The sequence below is a fragment of the Aquincola tertiaricarbonis genome, from assembly GCF_000969605.1.
GTDB lineage: Bacteria > Pseudomonadota > Gammaproteobacteria > Burkholderiales > Burkholderiaceae_C > Aquincola > Aquincola tertiaricarbonis.
The window spans coordinates 186,155-200,230 of sequence record NZ_JZUE01000001.1 but is presented as its reverse complement, the minus strand read 5'-3'; the positions used below and the strand labels follow the sequence as shown (position 1 = coordinate 200,230).

17 protein-coding genes are annotated in these 14,076 nt (G+C 68.9%); 13 read left to right on the top strand and 4 right to left on the bottom strand.

The genetic code is table 11. The features are described from left to right. Positions 1–33 precede the first annotated feature (33 nt). Both pobA and VO99_RS00975 read left to right on the top strand, forming a co-directional pair. Complete coding sequence (gene pobA / locus VO99_RS00980; protein ID WP_046110923.1) at positions 34–1,215, top strand: 4-hydroxybenzoate 3-monooxygenase; 1,182 nt, start codon at positions 34–36, stop codon at positions 1,213–1,215. A 56-nt stretch (positions 1,216–1,271) separates the two neighbouring features. Beyond that, positions 1,272–1,583: an antibiotic biosynthesis monooxygenase family protein gene (locus VO99_RS00975; protein ID WP_046110922.1), complete on the top strand. Its 312-nt coding sequence runs from the start codon at positions 1,272–1,274 to the stop codon at positions 1,581–1,583. 34 nt (positions 1,584–1,617) lie between these two features. On the opposite strand, the gene VO99_RS00970 is transcribed toward VO99_RS00975, so the two are convergent. Together VO99_RS00970 and VO99_RS00965 are read right to left on the bottom strand one after the other, a co-directional pair. Beyond that, the gene (locus VO99_RS00970) at positions 1,618–2,502 is read right to left on the bottom strand and encodes a ferritin family protein (protein ID WP_046110921.1); all 885 of its coding nucleotides are present in this window, start codon (positions 2,500–2,502) and stop codon (positions 1,618–1,620) included. An 8-nt stretch (positions 2,503–2,510) separates the two neighbouring features. Further along, complete coding sequence (locus tag VO99_RS00965) at positions 2,511–3,488, bottom strand: MerR family transcriptional regulator (RefSeq protein ID WP_046110920.1); 978 nt, start codon at positions 3,486–3,488, stop codon at positions 2,511–2,513. 80 nt (positions 3,489–3,568) lie between these two features. On the opposite strand from VO99_RS00965, the gene VO99_RS00960 reads away from it, so the two are divergent. The 4 genes from VO99_RS00960 to VO99_RS00945 all read left to right on the top strand — a co-directional run bounded on the left by VO99_RS00960 (position 3,569) and on the right by VO99_RS00945 (position 7,753). Then, a complete protein-coding gene (locus VO99_RS00960) occupies positions 3,569–4,150 on the top strand; it encodes a glutathione peroxidase (RefSeq protein WP_046110919.1) in 582 nt (193 codons plus the stop codon). A 266-nt stretch (positions 4,151–4,416) separates the two neighbouring features. After that, complete coding sequence (locus VO99_RS00955) at positions 4,417–5,718, top strand: NAD(P)/FAD-dependent oxidoreductase (protein ID WP_046110918.1); 1,302 nt, start codon at positions 4,417–4,419, stop codon at positions 5,716–5,718. After that, positions 5,715–6,509 carry a DUF1365 domain-containing protein gene (locus VO99_RS00950; RefSeq protein WP_046110917.1) on the top strand — a complete coding sequence of 265 codons (795 nt, stop codon included), beginning with the start codon at positions 5,715–5,717 and terminating at the stop codon, positions 6,507–6,509. The genes VO99_RS00955 and VO99_RS00950 overlap by 4 nt, the downstream gene beginning before the upstream one ends. A 5-nt stretch (positions 6,510–6,514) precedes the next feature. Continuing rightward, entirely contained in the window at positions 6,515–7,753 is a 1,239-nt protein-coding gene (locus VO99_RS00945) for an SAM-dependent methyltransferase (protein ID WP_046110916.1), read from the top strand. 3 nt (positions 7,754–7,756) lie between these two features. On the opposite strand, the gene corA is transcribed toward VO99_RS00945, so the two are convergent. After that, complete coding sequence (gene corA / locus VO99_RS00940) at positions 7,757–8,719, bottom strand: magnesium/cobalt transporter CorA (RefSeq protein ID WP_046110915.1); 963 nt, start codon at positions 8,717–8,719, stop codon at positions 7,757–7,759. Positions 8,720–9,121: 402 nt separating this feature from the next. On the opposite strand from corA, the gene hpf reads away from it, so the two are divergent. The 3 genes from hpf (at position 9,122) to hprK (ending at position 11,105) form a co-directional block, all read left to right on the top strand. After that, positions 9,122–9,460: a ribosome hibernation-promoting factor, HPF/YfiA family gene (gene hpf / locus VO99_RS00935; RefSeq protein WP_046110914.1), complete on the top strand. Its 339-nt coding sequence runs from the start codon at positions 9,122–9,124 to the stop codon at positions 9,458–9,460. Between the two features lie 207 nt (positions 9,461–9,667). Continuing rightward, the gene (locus VO99_RS00930; RefSeq protein ID WP_046110913.1) at positions 9,668–10,138 is read left to right on the top strand and encodes a PTS sugar transporter subunit IIA; all 471 of its coding nucleotides are present in this window, start codon (positions 9,668–9,670) and stop codon (positions 10,136–10,138) included. A gap of 10 nt (positions 10,139–10,148) precedes the next feature. Further along, positions 10,149–11,105, top strand: coding sequence for an HPr(Ser) kinase/phosphatase (hprK, locus tag VO99_RS00925; RefSeq protein WP_046110912.1), 957 nt, complete (start codon positions 10,149–10,151; stop codon positions 11,103–11,105). 6 nt (positions 11,106–11,111) lie between these two features. Here hprK and fur read toward each other — a convergent pair whose 3' ends face one another. Further along, positions 11,112–11,540: a ferric iron uptake transcriptional regulator gene (gene fur / locus VO99_RS00920; RefSeq protein WP_046110911.1), complete on the bottom strand. Its 429-nt coding sequence runs from the start codon at positions 11,538–11,540 to the stop codon at positions 11,112–11,114. A gap of 64 nt (positions 11,541–11,604) precedes the next feature. Between fur and VO99_RS00915 the strand changes: the two genes are divergently transcribed. The 4 genes from VO99_RS00915 to VO99_RS00900 are packed head-to-tail and all read left to right on the top strand — an operon-like array spanning position 11,605 to position 14,056. Beyond that, the gene (locus tag VO99_RS00915; protein ID WP_046110910.1) at positions 11,605–12,147 is read left to right on the top strand and encodes an outer membrane protein assembly factor BamE; all 543 of its coding nucleotides are present in this window, start codon (positions 11,605–11,607) and stop codon (positions 12,145–12,147) included. Then, positions 12,144–12,956, top strand: a complete 813-nt coding sequence (dapB, locus tag VO99_RS00910; protein WP_046110909.1) for a 4-hydroxy-tetrahydrodipicolinate reductase — start codon at positions 12,144–12,146, stop codon at positions 12,954–12,956. Before VO99_RS00915 ends, dapB begins: the two co-directional genes overlap by 4 nt. A gap of 8 nt (positions 12,957–12,964) precedes the next feature. Beyond that, entirely contained in the window at positions 12,965–13,624 is a 660-nt protein-coding gene (locus VO99_RS00905; protein WP_046110908.1) for a MotA/TolQ/ExbB proton channel family protein, read from the top strand. A gap of 12 nt (positions 13,625–13,636) precedes the next feature. Continuing rightward, positions 13,637–14,056: an ExbD/TolR family protein gene (locus VO99_RS00900; RefSeq protein WP_046110907.1), complete on the top strand. Its 420-nt coding sequence runs from the start codon at positions 13,637–13,639 to the stop codon at positions 14,054–14,056. The last annotated feature ends 20 nt before the right edge of the window (positions 14,057–14,076 follow it).

Genomic DNA, 14,076 nt, shown 5'->3' with positions numbered 1-14,076 from the left:
ACCGCCTTCCCACACCCGCCGAAAGAAGTACCCATGAGTTTCTCCCGCACCCAGGTCGCCATCGTCGGCGCCGGTCCGTCCGGCCTGTTGCTCGGGGCCCTGCTCGCCCGCGCCGGCATCGACGCCGTGGTGGTGGAGCAGCGCAGCGCCGACTATGTGCTTGGCCGCATCCGCGCCGGGGTGCTGGAACAGGTGACGGTGGACCTGCTGGACGAAGCCGGGGTGAGCGAGCGCCTGCATGCCGAAGGGCTGCCGCATGACGGCGTGAACCTGAGCTTCGATGGCGTGCTGCACCGCATCGACCTGAAGGCGCTGACGAACAAGCATGTGGTGGTCTACGGCCAGACCGAGGTCACGCGCGACCTGATGCAAGCCCGCGCCGCCGCCGGCCTGAAGACCGTGTACGAGGCGCAGGACGTGGCGGTGCATGGCTTCGACGGCGCCCAGCCGAGCGTCACCTACACAGTGAATGGCGAGGCGCACACGCTGCACTGCGACTTCATTGCCGGCTGCGACGGCTACCACGGCGTGTGCCGCGCCAGCGTGCCGGCCGATGCGCTGCAGACGCACGAGAAGGTCTATCCCTTCGGCTGGCTGGGCATCCTGGCCGACGTGCCGCCGGTGGCGCACGAACTGATCTACGCCCACAGCGAGCGCGGCTTCGCGCTGTGCAGCATGCGCTCGGCCACCCGCAGTCGCTACTACGTGCAGTGCTCGCTCGACGACCATGCCGATCGCTGGAGCGACGACGCCTTCTGGGCCGAACTGGCCCGGCGCCTGCCGCCGCAGGTGGCGGCGCAGCTGGTCACCGGCCCGTCCATCGAGAAGAGCATCGCGCCGCTGCGCAGCTTCGTCACCGAGCCGATGCGCTTCGGCCGACTCTTCCTGGCGGGCGACGCCGCCCACATCGTGCCGCCCACCGGCGCCAAGGGCCTGAACCTGGCCGCCGGCGACGTCGGCCTGCTGGCACGTGCGCTGGACGAGCACTACCGCGGCAGCAACCGCGGCATCGACACCTACTCGCAGCGCTGCCTGCAGCGGGTGTGGAAGGCCGAGCGCTTCTCGTGGTGGTTCACCTCGTTGATGCACCAGTTCCCGGAGACGGGCAGCTTCGGCCAGCGCATGCAGCAGGCCGAGCTGGCCTACCTGACGTCGTCGCAGGCGGCCAGCACCGCCCTGGCGGAGAACTACGTCGGCCTGCCGCTGCCGCTGTGAAGCGGCACCGGCTGCGGTAACGTCGCCGGCCCGAAACACGTTCCACGGAGCCGACGATGATCCTCGAACACGCCGACATCACCATTCCCCCCGGCCAGCAGGCTGCCTTCGACGAGGCCATCGTGCGCGGCATCGAGACGGTGATCAGCCAGGCCAAGGGCTTCCTGGGCTGGCGCGTGCAGCGCGGCGTCGAGTCGCCCGAGCGCTACGTGCTGACGATCTACTGGGCGCGGCTGGAAAACCACACGGTGGATTTCCGCGAAGGGCCGCTGTTCGCGCAATGGCGCGCCATCGTCGGGCCCTTCTTTGCGAAGCCTCCGGTGGTGGAGCACTTCACGCTGGTCGGAGAGCAGCCGCTCTCCGCCTGAGGCATCGGACCGGCAGGGCACCGGCCCCGCCCAATCAGGCCGGCTGGGTGCCGGCCTGGCCGCCCTGGGCGCGCTTGGCGGCCGCCGCGGCCACCGCCTGGGTGATTTCCTTGCGATAGCGGTTCAGCTCCTGCACGCTGGCGAAGCTGCGTTCGAACAGCAGGCTCAGGTTGTGCAGGATGCGGTCGCCGACCTTGTTTTCCCACACCGCGTCGAACTGGATCTGCTTGTCCAGCCAGGCTTCCAGCCAGCCGGGATCGGGCAGCCGGCTCTGCACCGTGTCGCGAGGGAACAGCTTCTCGTTCACGTGCAGGTTGGTGGGGTGCAGCGCCTGCGCGGTGCGGCGGGCGCTGGCCATCAGCACGCCCACCTTGGCGAAGGCGGCGCGCGCCTCGTCGCCGAATTTGTTCATCGCCCGCTTCATGTAGCGCAGGTAGGCGCCGCCGTGACGGGCCTCGTCCTTGGCCAGCGTCTCGTAGATCTTGCGGATCACCGGCTCGGTGTGCCATTCGGCCGCGCGGCGGTACCAATGGTTCAGCCGCACCTCGCCGCAGAAATGCAGCATCAGCGTCTCCAGCGCGGGCGCCGGGTCGAACTCGAAGCGCACTTCGTGCAGTTCCTGCTCGGTGGGCACCAGGTCGGGCCGGAAGCGGCGCAGGTACTCCATCAGCACCAGCGAGTGCTTCTGCTCCTCGAAGAACCACACGCTCATGAACGCGGAGAAGTCGCTGTCGTCGCGGTTGTCGCGCAGGAACATCTCGGTGGCCGGCAGGGCCGCCCACTCGGTGATGGCGTTCATCTTGATGGTCTGCGCCTGCTCCTCGGTGAGCAGGTCAGGTTGGAACTGGTCCCACGGGATGTCCGTGTCCATGTTCCAGCGGACGGCTTCCAGTTGCTTGAAGAGTTCAGGGTAGAGCATCGCGGTTCCTAGGCAGCCGGCAATTCTAGGCGGCCATCCAAGGCCTCGTGCCGCCAAGCCCTTACCGCCGGTGCCACCGCCTCCAGCGAGGTGAAGGCGGACACCCCCGCGAGGCGCCGGCGCCACGATGCCATGCCCGCACCGCCGGACCACACTTGCGTGGCCGCGGGCAGCGACTCGCGCAGCTGCTGGAGCCCGCGGCCCACCTGCGCCGGCTTCTGGCAGCCGGTGAAGCTCAGCGCCACGACGTCGGCGCGGAAGGCGGTGGCCGCGGCCGCGATGTCCGGCACCGGCGTCTGCACCCCCAGCGACACGCAGCGGCAGCCCTCCACCGCCAGCAGCGCCTCCACCATCAGCAGGCCCATGGCGTGCGGCTCGCCCGGCAGCGTGGTCAGCAGCACGCACGGCCGGCCGCGCGCATCGGGCGCCTGCAGCCGGCCCAGCGCCTGGCGCAGCAGCATGGTCACCGCCTCGGTGTACGCATGCTCCTCGTACACCGCCAGTTCGCCGCGCATCCACGCATCGCCGACCTGCGTATTGGTGGGCACCAGCATTTCCAGGACGAAGCGCGCCAGCCCCAGGCGGGTGAGCGCTTCCGACAAGCCATGCCGCACACCGTCCAGATCGTGTTCGCGCAGACGCTGCAGGCAGCCGTCCGGCGCAGCGCCGCCCTCGGCAGTGGGCGCGGCGGGCACCTCCCGCGGGCCGGCGATGTCGCCGAGCATCTGCAGCAGCGCCGGCGCGGGCAGCGCCACCACACGGCCGGGCCGGTGGCCGGCGTCCAGCAGGCGCTTGATGGTGCGCAGCCGCTCCAGCTGCTCATGGGGATAGGCGCGCTCGCCGGTGGCTTCCCGCCGTGGCGCGGGAAAGCCGTAGCGCCGCTCCCACATGCGCAAGGTTTCCTTGCTGAGGCCGGTGTCGCGCTCTACTGCGGCAATCGACCACACCGGTGCCGCCGTGTCCACGATCTTCAGGTCGCGACTCATTTGTATTAGACAAACTCCGGTTCGTTGCGCATCATAGGTACATACGCCGCCGATTGGCAGTGTTTGTGTAGGACAAAAACATGTTCTTCTCTTTCCGCTCCAAAGCCTCGCAGGCCCTGTTCGGGCTGTGCGCCGTGGCGCTGGCCCCGGCCGTGCAAGCAGCCTGCCCGGCCTTGCTCGACCACACGCTGCCGCGCCTGCAGGACGAAAAACCGGTCAACCTGTGCAGCTACGCCGGCAAGGTGGTGGTGGTGGTCAACACGGCCAGCTACTGCGGCTTCACGCCGCAATACAAGTCCCTGGAAGCGCTGTACAGCCGCTACCAGCAGCGCGGCGTCGTGGTGCTCGGCTTTCCCAGCAACGACTTCGGCTCGCAGGAGCCGGGCAGCAATGCCGAGGTGGCGGCGTTCTGCGAGAACACCTTCGGGGTCAAGTTCCCGATGTTCGCCAAGTCCAAGGTCAAGGGCGGCAGCGACGTCAACCCGCTGTTCCAGCAACTGGCCCAGGCCAGCGGCAAGACACCCACCTGGAACTTCCACAAGTACGTTATCGGGCGCGACGGCCGCTTCGCCTTCAGCGCCGGCAGCCTGACTGATCCGCTGAGCAAGGGCTTCGTGGCGGACATCGAGCGGCTGCTCCAGCAACCCGTGGCAGCCCCGTGACCATGCGCGCAGGCTCGCTTTCGCAAAGCTTTGTTTCTGCCTCGGCGGCCGTGGAACTCGCCGCCGGCACGGCCGTCTATGCCAGAGGATGCGGCATCAACACCGCCTCCGAACGGTTTTGTCTGCGGCGTGGCCTTCCTGTTGATCAGGCTGCAATCCCGAAGCGTCTCTCCTCCTCCTCCCTCCCTCCCTCCTTCGCTTCGGGGCGCCACGCAGCAGCTTTTGTACACGGGCCGGCGGCACATGCCGGCCTGGGAGCCTGAGCCATGCGGCGCGTCGCCGTCATCGGCTCCGGCATCGCCGGATTGGCCGCCGCCCGTGCGCTGGCCCCGCATGCTGCGGTCACGCTGCTGGAAGCGGGTCCCTGGTTCGGCGGCCATGCCCACACGGTCGACGTCACGCTGGACGGCGTGACGCATGGCGTGGACACCGGCTTCCTGGTGTTCAACCTGCGCACCTACCCACGCCTGATCGCGCTGTTCAAGGAACTGGACGTGGCCACCGCGCCGTCCGAGATGTCGTTCTCGGTGCAGGCGCCGAGCCGTGGGCTGGTGTGGAGCGGCAGCGGCCTGGACGGGGTGTTCGCCCAACGGCGCAACCTGTTGCGCCCGGCCTTCTGGGGCATGCTGGCCGACATCCTGCGTTTCAACCGCGTGTGCACCGGCATCGCCCGCCGCAATGCCGACGCGGAGCTGGCCGAGCCGCTCGGCCGCTTCCTCCAACGCCTGCGCTTCGGCAGCCTGTTCCAGGAGGGTTACCTGCTGCCGATGATCGGCAGCATCTGGTCCTGCCCAACCGACCAGATGCTGCAGTTCCCGGTCGGCACGCTGATCCGCTTCTGCCACAACCACGGCCTGCTGCAGGCCACCGGCCAGCCGCCGTGGCGCACGGTGCGTGGCGGCTCTCGCGAATACGTGCGCCGCATGGTGCTGGAGGTCCCCGACGCGCGGCTGGACACGCCGGTGCTGCGCGTGCAGCGGCTGCCGCCGGCCGAGGGCCATGCGGGCGTGCTGGTCACCACCCGGCATGGCACGGAGCGATTCGACGACGTGGTGATGGCCACTCACAGCGACACCAGCCTGTCCCTGCTGGCCGATGCCACCGCGCCCGAGCGGGCGGTGCTGTCCGCCATCCGCTACCACGACAACCGCGCGGTGCTGCACACCGACGCCTCGGTGCTGCCGGCCACGCAGCGGGCCTGGGCCGCCTGGAACTACGAGCGCGCGCCGGACGCCGGCACGGAGCAGGCGGCCGTGTGCCTGCACTACCTGATCAACCGGCTGCAGCCGCTGCCGTGGCAACGGCCGGTGGTGGTGTCGCTAAACCCGGTGCGCGAGGTGGACCCCTCCACCGTGCTGGGTGAATGGCAGTACGCGCACCCGGTGTTCGACCAGGCCGCCATCGAGGCCCAGCGGCGGCTGCCCACGCTGCAGGGAAGCGCCGGCGTGTGGTTCTGCGGCGCATGGACACGCTACGGCTTCCATGAGGACGGCCTGATGTCCGGCCTGGCGGTGGCCCAGGATTGGCTGCTGCGTCACCGCGACGCGCCCGTGCGCGTGGCGGCATGAGTGCCGAACCGGCGGCAGCGCCCTCCCCGGTCTGGCTCGGCGTGGGCAGCGTGCGCCACCAGCGCTTGCGCCCGCAGCCGCACGGCTTTGCCTACGGCACCTACTTCGTGATGCTGGCGCTGCGGCAGTGGCGACGCCAGCCCGGTGGCCCCCTGCCGCGCGGGCGCTTCGGCCTCGTGAGCTTCGACGACCGTGACCACGGCGACGGCCGCGCCGACTGCCTGCAGTGGATCGAATCGGTGCTGGCCGCCGAAGGCATCAGCGACGCCAGCGGCGAAATCTGGCTGCACTGCTTCCCGCGGGTGCTGGGCCACACCTTCAAGCCGGTGAGCTTCTGGTACTGCCACCGGGCGGACGACTCGCTGGCCGCCATCCTGGTGGAGGTGAACAACACCTTCGGCGAACGCCACTGCTACCTGCTGGCCGGCGAGGAGCTGGCCTACGGCCGCGAGCTGCAGGCGCGCAAGGTGTTCCACGTCTCGCCCTTCTGCCGCACCGAAGGCGACTACCGCTTCCGCTTCATGCGCACGCCCGCGGCGTCGGCGGCGCGTCCGCCGCGCACCGTCGTGCGTATCGAGCACCACGATGCCACCGGCCCGCTGATCGTCACCAGCGTGGCGGGCACGCTGGCGCCGGCCACCGCCGCGCGGCTGCGTGCCGCCTTCTTCGGCCAGCCCCTGATGACGCTCGGCGTGGTGGCACGCATCCACTGGCAGGCCTGGAAGCTGTGGCGCAAGCGGGTGCCCTTCTTCCGCAAGCCGAATCCGCCCGAACAGTTCGTGACCCGATGAGCCCGATGACCACCAGCACCCACCTCCTGACCCCGTCCCTGGCCCTGCCCACCGGCGCGCCGGCCGCGGCCCGGGCCGTGTTCAAGCTGCTGAGCCGGCTGCAGCACGGCACGCTGGACGTGCAGTGGCCCGATGGCACGCAGACGCATTTCGGCCAGCCCGCCGGCCTCGACACCGGGCCCCGTGCCGCCATGCGGCTGCACGACTGGCGACCCTGCGCGGCCGCCCTGCGCTCCGGCGACATCGGCTTCGCCGAGACCTACATCGACGGCGGCTGGGACACGCCCGACCTGGCGGGGCTGCTCAAGCTGCTGCTGGCCAACCGCAACGCCATCGAGACCGTGGTGTATGGCCGCTGGTGGGGTCGGCTGGCCTACCGCCTGAAGCACCTGCTGAACCGCAACTCGCGCCGGGGCAGCCGCCGCAACATCCACGCCCACTACGACCTCGGCAATCCGTTCTACCGGGAGTGGCTGGACGAGACGATGAACTACTCCAGCGCCTGGTTCGAAGGCGATACGCAGCGGCCGCTGGCCGAGGCGCAGCGGGCCAAGGTGCGGCGCGCGATCCGCGAATGCGGTCTGCGGCCCGGCCAACGCCTGCTGGAGATCGGCTGCGGCTGGGGTGCGGTGGCCGAGGCGGCGGCGGTGGAATTCGGCGCGCAGGTCACCGGCGTCACGCTGTCCACCGAACAGCTGGCGCATGCACAGGAGCGCATGGCCCGCGCCGGCGCCGCCGAGCGCTGCGACCTGCGCCTGCAGGACTACCGCGACATCGACGACGGCCCGTTCGACGCGGTGGTGTCCATCGAGATGTTCGAGGCGGTGGGCCGCGAGTACTGGCCGGCCTTCTTCCAATCGTTGCGCCGACAGCTCAAGCCGGGCGGCCGCGCCTGCATCCAGAGCATCACCATCCGCGACGACCTGTTCGAGCGCTACGTCAAGGGCACCGACTTCATCCAGCAGTACGTGTTCCCGGGCGGGCTGCTGCCCAGCCCGTCGCGCTTTCGCGAGCAGGCCGACGCGGCCGGCCTGCTGGTGGTGGGCGAGCTGGACTTCGGCCCTGACTATGCGGAGACGCTGGCCCGCTGGCGCACCGCCTTCCTGTCGCGCGAAGGCCCGATCCGCCAGCTCGGCTACGACGCGCCCTTCATCCGGCTGTGGACCTTCTACCTCGCCTACTGCGAGGCGGCCTTCGCCACCGGCAACACCAGCGTCATGCAGTTCACGCTGGAAAAGCGCTGAGCTTCAGCGCAGCCAGCCCTTGCGTTTAAAGAACAGGAACGGCGCCGCCACCGAGGCGGCCATCAGCACCAGCACGTAGGGGTAGCCCCAGGCCCAGTCCAGCTCGGGCATGAACTTGAAGTTCATGCCGTAGATGCTGGCGATCAGCGTGGGCGGCAGCAGCGCGACGCTGGCCACCGAGAAGATCTTGATGATCTTGTTCTGGTTGATGTTGATGAAGCCGACCGTGGCGTCCATCAGGAAGTTGATCTTGTCGAACAGGAAGGCGGTGTGCGAGTCGAGCGAATCGATGTCGCGCAGGATCTGCCGCGCCTCCTCGAACTGCTCGGCATTCAGCATGCGGCTGCGCATCATGAAGCTCACCGCGCGGCGGGTGTCCATCACGTTGCGGCGGATGCGGCCGTTCAGGTCTTCCTCCTTGGCCACCGCGGCCAGCACCTCGCCGGCGGCGCGGTCGTCCACCTCCTGCTTCAGCACCCGCGCGCTCACGCGCTCCAGCGCGTCGTAGATGCCTTCGAGCGCATCGGCGCTGTACTCGGCGTCGGCGTCGTAGAGCTTGAGCAGCACGTCCTTCGCGTCCTCGATCAACGCCGGCGTGCGGCGCGCGCGCAGGCGCAGCAGGCGGAACACCGGCAGGTCCTCGGCATGCACCGAGAACAGCACGTTGTCCTTCAGGATGAAGGCCACGCGGACGTTGCGCGGGGTGACGTCGTCGTCGATCAGGAAGTCGGAGCGGATGTGCAACTCGCCGTTGTCTTCCTCGTAGAAGCGGGCGGACTCTTCCAGGTCGTCGTCGACGGCGTCCTCGGGAATGGTCAGGCCGAAGCGGCTGGCGATCCAGCCCTTTTCCTGCGGCGTGGGCGCGTCGAGGTCGACCCAGACCGGACGCAGGTCCACCAGGGCCTCGGCACTTTCGATCTCTTCCTGGAACAGCCGCCCATTGGCGAGCCTGAAGACGTTCAGCATGCGGTACTCCGGCGCTCTGGGGCGCCCTGCGGGGTGCAACGGTTCGGAATGGCCCGCCCACCCCCGGCATGCCGGTGCGGGCGGTCACCTAGGGTGACTCTGGTCCACGGATCTCTCCAGTCGGTAAGCCCACGATTATGCCCATGAGATCCGACGCTTTCGGTGCCTCGCCCGGGTCGGTTCCGGGCCTTTGCGCCACCCTTGCCGGACCGTCACATCTGCAGAGAACTGCACTGCTTCCATCGGCTTGTCATGCCGCGAATTAGGGGGCACACTGTTTTCGACCGCCCCCGCAAAACCCCGCCTCCGCCGCCCCCAGCTGCCCCGCATCCCTCCCCCCGACCCGAGCCGTTCCCGGGCCTTTCGTCTTCTCCCCCCAACCCTTCCCCAAAGGAGGATCTGATGAACCTGACGATCAGCGGACACCATCTCGAAGTCACCCCTGCGCTTCGCGAATACGTGCTCACCAAGCTGGACCGGGTGACGCGACATTTCGACCAGGTGGTCGACATCAACGTGCTGCTGAAGGTGGAAAAGATCCGGGAGAAGGAGCGCCGACAAATGGCGGAGATCACGGTGCACGTCAAGGGACGCGACATCTTCGTCGAGCAGAGCCACGAGGACCTGTACGCGGCCATCGACCAGCTGGTCGACAAGCTGGACCGCCAGGTGTGCCGCCACAAGGACAAGGTGCAGGACCATCACCACGCCTCGGCCAAGCGCCTGGACGCGAGCGTCTGAACACGCCGCGCCGCGGCGCGTAGCACGAGCGGCCCGCCGGGCCGCTTTTTTCCTTCCGGCGACCATGGCGCAGCGCAGCAAAACAGCAACACCCGAACCCCGGGTCTCCTCTGCGGGTAGCGGGGTACAGGCCGATTTCTATAATCAACGCCCTATTTGCCACAGTTCCTGCGGTTGTCGCTGCCGCCGCAACGTCGGGGAACCTACATGAACCGTCTCGCCGCCATCCTGCCTGCCACCAACGTGTTGGTGAATGTGGAAGCCACCAGCAAGAAGCGCGCGTTCGAACAGGCTGGCCTGCTGTTCGAGAACCAGCACGCAATTGCTCGGGCCACGGTCAGCGACAACCTGTTCGCGCGGGAGCGCCTCGGTTCCACCGGCCTCGGCCACGGCGTGGCCATTCCCCATGGTCGCATCAAGGGCTTGAAGAACCCGCTGGCAGCGGTCATCCGTGTTCAGCAGCCGATTCCGTTCGACGCGCCTGACGACGAACCCGTGGGCCTGCTGATCTTCCTGCTGGTCCCCGAGGCCGCCACGCAGCGGCACCTGGAGATCCTGTCCGAGATCGCGGAACTGCTGTCCGACCGCGAACTGCGCGAACGCCTGAAGACCGAGCCGGATGCCGCCGGCCTGCACAAGCTAATCGCTGACTGGGCACCGCTGAAGTCGGTCGCCTGACGACCGGGCCGTGAAGCCTTCGTCCATCAGCGCGGAGGCGCTCTTCGAGGAGCACCGCACCGCGCTGCGCTGGGAATGGGTGGCCGGTCATGCCCATCCGGAACGCCGCTTCGACGACGCCGCCGTGCGCGACGCACGCTCGGCCGCCGACCTGGTGGGCTACCTGAACTACATCCATCCTTACCGGGTGCAGATCGTCGGCCGCCGCGAGGTGGCCTACCTGAGCCAGAGCGCCGACGAGACCCTGGAGCGGCGCATCTCCCGCATCGTCACGCTGGAGCCACCGGTGATCATCGTGGCGGACGACCAGGTGCCGCCCGACCGCCTGACTGCGATGTGCGACCGGGCGGAAATTCCGCTGTTCGTCACCGCCGAATCGGCCGGCCACGTGATCGACGTGGTGCGCGGTTACCTGAGCCAGCTGTTCGCCGAACGCACCACCCGCCACGGCGTGTTCATGGACATCCTGGGCCTGGGCGTGCTGCTCACCGGCGAATCGGGCCTGGGCAAGAGCGAACTGGGCCTGGAGCTGATTTCCCACGGCCACGGGCTGGTGGCCGACGATGCGGTGGATCTTTACCGGGTGTCACAGACCGCGATCGAAGGCCGCTGCCCCGAGCTGCTGATCAACCTGCTGGAAGTGCGCGGGATCGGCCTGCTGGACATCAAGGCCATCTTCGGCGAGACGGCCGTGCGCCGGAAGATGCGGCTCAAGCTCATCGTGCACCTGGTGCGCAAGGAAACGATGGAGCGCGAATTCGAGCGCCTGCCCTACGAGCCGATGTACGAGGAGATCCTGGGCGTGCCGGTGCGCAAGGTCATCATCGCGGTGGACGCCGGCCGCAACCTGGCCGTGCTAGTGGAAGCCGCGGTGCGCAACACCATCCTGCAGCTGCGCGGCATCGACACCTACCAGGAGTTCATCCAGCGCCACCAGAAGGCGATGGACAACGGCGGCGAGGGCTGAGGCCGCTCAGCTCGGCCGGTGCGGGCACTGCGGCTTGACGCAGGCCGCATACAGCGCCAGGGAATGGTCGTGCAGCTCGAAGCCACGCGTCTGGGCCACGGAGCGCTGGCGCTTCTCGATCTCGGGGTCGAAGAACTCTTCCACCCGACCGCAGGTCAGGCACACGAGGTGGTCGTGGTGCTGGCCCTCGTTCAGCTCGAACACCGACTTGCCGGATTCGAAGTGGCTGCGCGACAGCAGGCCGGCCTGCTCGAACTGCATGAGCACGCGGTACACGGTGGCCAGGCCGATGTCCGCGCCCTCGGCCAGCAGGGCCTTGAACACGTCTTCGGCCGTCATGTGCCGCTGGTTGGCGCGCTGGAAGACCTCGAGGATCTTGATGCGCGGGAGCGTCGCCTTCAGGCCGCTGCTCTTGAGTTCGTCTACGTGGTTCATGGCCGACCCCTGGAATTGGGGACCTTAGAATCCCGGCATGATAGCCAGCCCGCTCCGGCGCACCATGTTTCGAATCGAATACCTCGGCCTCCTGGGGGCACTGCTGACGCTTGGCGGTTGCGCGTCGTGGCAGGAATCGCTGAAGACCAGCGACAGCATCCTCGGCGTCATCACGCCGTATCGCGTGGAGGTGGTGCAGGGCAACGTGGTCACCAAGGAGCAGATGGCCGCCGTGCGCCCCGGCATGAGCCGCGCGCAGGTGCGCAACATCCTGGGCTCGCCGCTGCTGACCGACGTGTTCCATGAGAACCGCTGGGACTACATCTTCACCATCAAGCGCCAGGGCACCGAGCCGCAGCGCCGCAGCGTCGTGCTCACCTTCGACGGCGACCTGCTCAAGACCATCGATGCGCCGGACCTGCCGGGCGAGCAGGACTTCGTGGCCTCGATCAGCCCGGTCAGGGTCAGCAAGAACGAACCCAAGCTCGAACTGACGGAAGAGCAGCGCAAGGCCCTGCCGGTGCCGCCCAAGCCCGAGGCCACGCCCACCGCGCCCGAGCCCACCGGTGCCACCCGCACCTACCCGCCGCTGGAGGCCGCCAAGTGACGGCGCCGCTGCGCATCGCCATCGCCGGGTCGTCCGGCCGCATGGGCCGCATGCTGATCGAGGCGGTGAGCAACGCCGACGACTGCGTGCTGGCCGGCGCACTCGACCAGCCCGGCAGCCCCGCGCTGGGCGCCGATGCCACCGGCTGGCTGGGCCGCGAGAGCGGCGTGAAGGTCACCGACGACCTGCGCACGGCCCTGGCCGGTGCGCAGGTGCTGATCGACTTCACCCGCCCCGAAGGCACGATGGCCCACCTGGCCGTCTGCCGCGAACTGGGCGTGCGCGTGGTGATCGGCACCACCGGCTTCAGCGACGAGCAGAAGGCGCAGATCGCCGAGCACGGCCAGCACATCGGCATCGTGATGGCGCCCAACATGAGCGTGGGCGTGAACGTGGTGCTCAAGCTGCTGGACATGGCCGCCCGCGCGCTGAGCGAGGGCTACGACATCGAGATCATCGAGGCCCACCACCGCCACAAGATCGACGCGCCCAGCGGCACCGCGCTGAAGATGGGCGAGGTGGTGGCCTCCGCCCTGGGCCGCGACCTGAAGGAATGCGCGGTGTACGGCCGCGAGGGCGTCACCGGCGAGCGCGACCCCAGCACCATCGGCTTTGCCACGGTGCGCGGCGGCGACATCGTCGGCGACCATACCGTGCTGTTCGCCGGCACGGGCGAGCGCATCGAGATCACGCACAAGAGTTCCAGCCGCGTGACCTACGCACAGGGCAGCCTGCGGGCGGCCCGCTTCCTCGCCGACAAGCCGCAAGGCGTGTTCGGCATGGAAGACGTGCTGCGCCTGAACGCCTGACCGCCGCGATGGACAGCGGCTTCGGGGCGTTCTGGCACGCCAGCGACGGCGTGGGCCGCACAGTGGCGGCGCTGCTGCTGCTGATGTCGGTCAGCGCCTGGGTGGTGATCGTCTGGAAGGCCTGGGTACTGCGCCGCGCGGCCACCGACATCCAGCGCGCGGTACCCGCCTTCTGGGCGGCGCGGCAGCTGGATTCCGGCCGTGAACGCCTCGCGGCGTTGGACCGTGAGGGCCTGCTGGCGCCGCTGGTGGATGCGGCCACCGCGCCTTCGCAGCCGGGCACGCTGGCCACCGACGCGCACCTGTCATCCCAGCTCACGCGGCGGCTGCGCGATGCACTGCACCGCGGCCTGGCGCACCTGCAGTTCGGCCAGGTACTGCTGGCCTCCATCGGCAGCACGGCGCCCTTCATTGGCCTGTTCGGCACGGTCTGGGGCATTTACCACGCGCTGGCCGGCATGGCGGCCGAGGGCGGCGTGACCATCGAGCGCATCTCCGGCCCGGTGGGCGAGGCGCTGGTGATGACGGCTGCCGGCCTGGCCGTGGCCATCCCCGCAGTGCTGGCCTACAACCTGTTCGGCAAGTGGGTGAGCGGCTGCGAGGCCGAGCTGGAAGGCTTCGCGCACGATCTGCGCGAGATGATGCTGGCGCGCAGCGCCGATTCCTGAAGCCACGCCGCCATGGCTTTCGGCCGCCTCGAACGCAACCCCGGCGCACGGCCGATGAGCGACATCAACATGACGCCGCTGATCGACGTGATGCTGGTGCTGCTGGTGATCTTCATGATCACCGCGCCGCTGATGACCAGCAGCCTGAAGCTCGACCTGCCGAAGAGCGACGCCGGCCAGCCGAGCGAGTCGCCGGCCTTCGTCACCGTGGCCATCGACGAGCACGGCCGGCTGTTCCTCGACGAGCAGCCGCTGCCGCCCGACGGCCTGGCCCAGCGGCTGGCCGATGCGGCGCGCGGCAACCCGCAGCTGGAAGTGCAGTTGCGCGCCGACCGCCGCGTGCCCTACGGCGAGGTGGCCACCCTCATTGGCATGATGCAGAAGGCCGGGCTGACGCGCATCGGCTTCGTGACCGAGCCCACCACGCCCTGAGCAACGGCTTGGGACGTGAC

What these genes read in the sequence shown, in the direction of transcription:
- pobA (WP_046110923.1), top strand. Translation starts at nt 34, where the DNA reads ATGAGTTTCTCCCGCACCCAGGTCGCCATCGTCGGCGCCGGTCCGTCC.
- VO99_RS00975 (WP_046110922.1), top strand. Translation starts at nt 1,272, where the DNA reads ATGATCCTCGAACACGCCGACATCACCATTCCCCCCGGCCAGCAGGCT.
- VO99_RS00970 (WP_046110921.1), bottom strand. Translation starts at nt 2,502, where the DNA reads ATGCTCTACCCTGAACTCTTCAAGCAACTGGAAGCCGTCCGCTGGAAC.
- VO99_RS00965 (WP_046110920.1), bottom strand. Translation starts at nt 3,488, where the DNA reads ATGAGTCGCGACCTGAAGATCGTGGACACGGCGGCACCGGTGTGGTCG.
- VO99_RS00960 (WP_046110919.1), top strand. Translation starts at nt 3,569, where the DNA reads ATGTTCTTCTCTTTCCGCTCCAAAGCCTCGCAGGCCCTGTTCGGGCTG.
- VO99_RS00955 (WP_046110918.1), top strand. Translation starts at nt 4,417, where the DNA reads ATGCGGCGCGTCGCCGTCATCGGCTCCGGCATCGCCGGATTGGCCGCC.
- VO99_RS00950 (WP_046110917.1), top strand. Translation starts at nt 5,715, where the DNA reads ATGAGTGCCGAACCGGCGGCAGCGCCCTCCCCGGTCTGGCTCGGCGTG.
- VO99_RS00945 (WP_046110916.1), top strand. Translation starts at nt 6,515, where the DNA reads ATGACCACCAGCACCCACCTCCTGACCCCGTCCCTGGCCCTGCCCACC.
- corA (WP_046110915.1), bottom strand. Translation starts at nt 8,719, where the DNA reads ATGCTGAACGTCTTCAGGCTCGCCAATGGGCGGCTGTTCCAGGAAGAG.
- hpf (WP_046110914.1), top strand. Translation starts at nt 9,122, where the DNA reads ATGAACCTGACGATCAGCGGACACCATCTCGAAGTCACCCCTGCGCTT.
- VO99_RS00930 (WP_046110913.1), top strand. Translation starts at nt 9,668, where the DNA reads ATGAACCGTCTCGCCGCCATCCTGCCTGCCACCAACGTGTTGGTGAAT.
- fur (WP_046110911.1), bottom strand. Translation starts at nt 11,540, where the DNA reads ATGAACCACGTAGACGAACTCAAGAGCAGCGGCCTGAAGGCGACGCTC.
- VO99_RS00915 (WP_046110910.1), top strand. Translation starts at nt 11,605, where the DNA reads ATGTTTCGAATCGAATACCTCGGCCTCCTGGGGGCACTGCTGACGCTT.
- VO99_RS00905 (WP_046110908.1), top strand. Translation starts at nt 12,965, where the DNA reads ATGGACAGCGGCTTCGGGGCGTTCTGGCACGCCAGCGACGGCGTGGGC.
- VO99_RS00900 (WP_046110907.1), top strand. Translation starts at nt 13,637, where the DNA reads ATGGCTTTCGGCCGCCTCGAACGCAACCCCGGCGCACGGCCGATGAGC.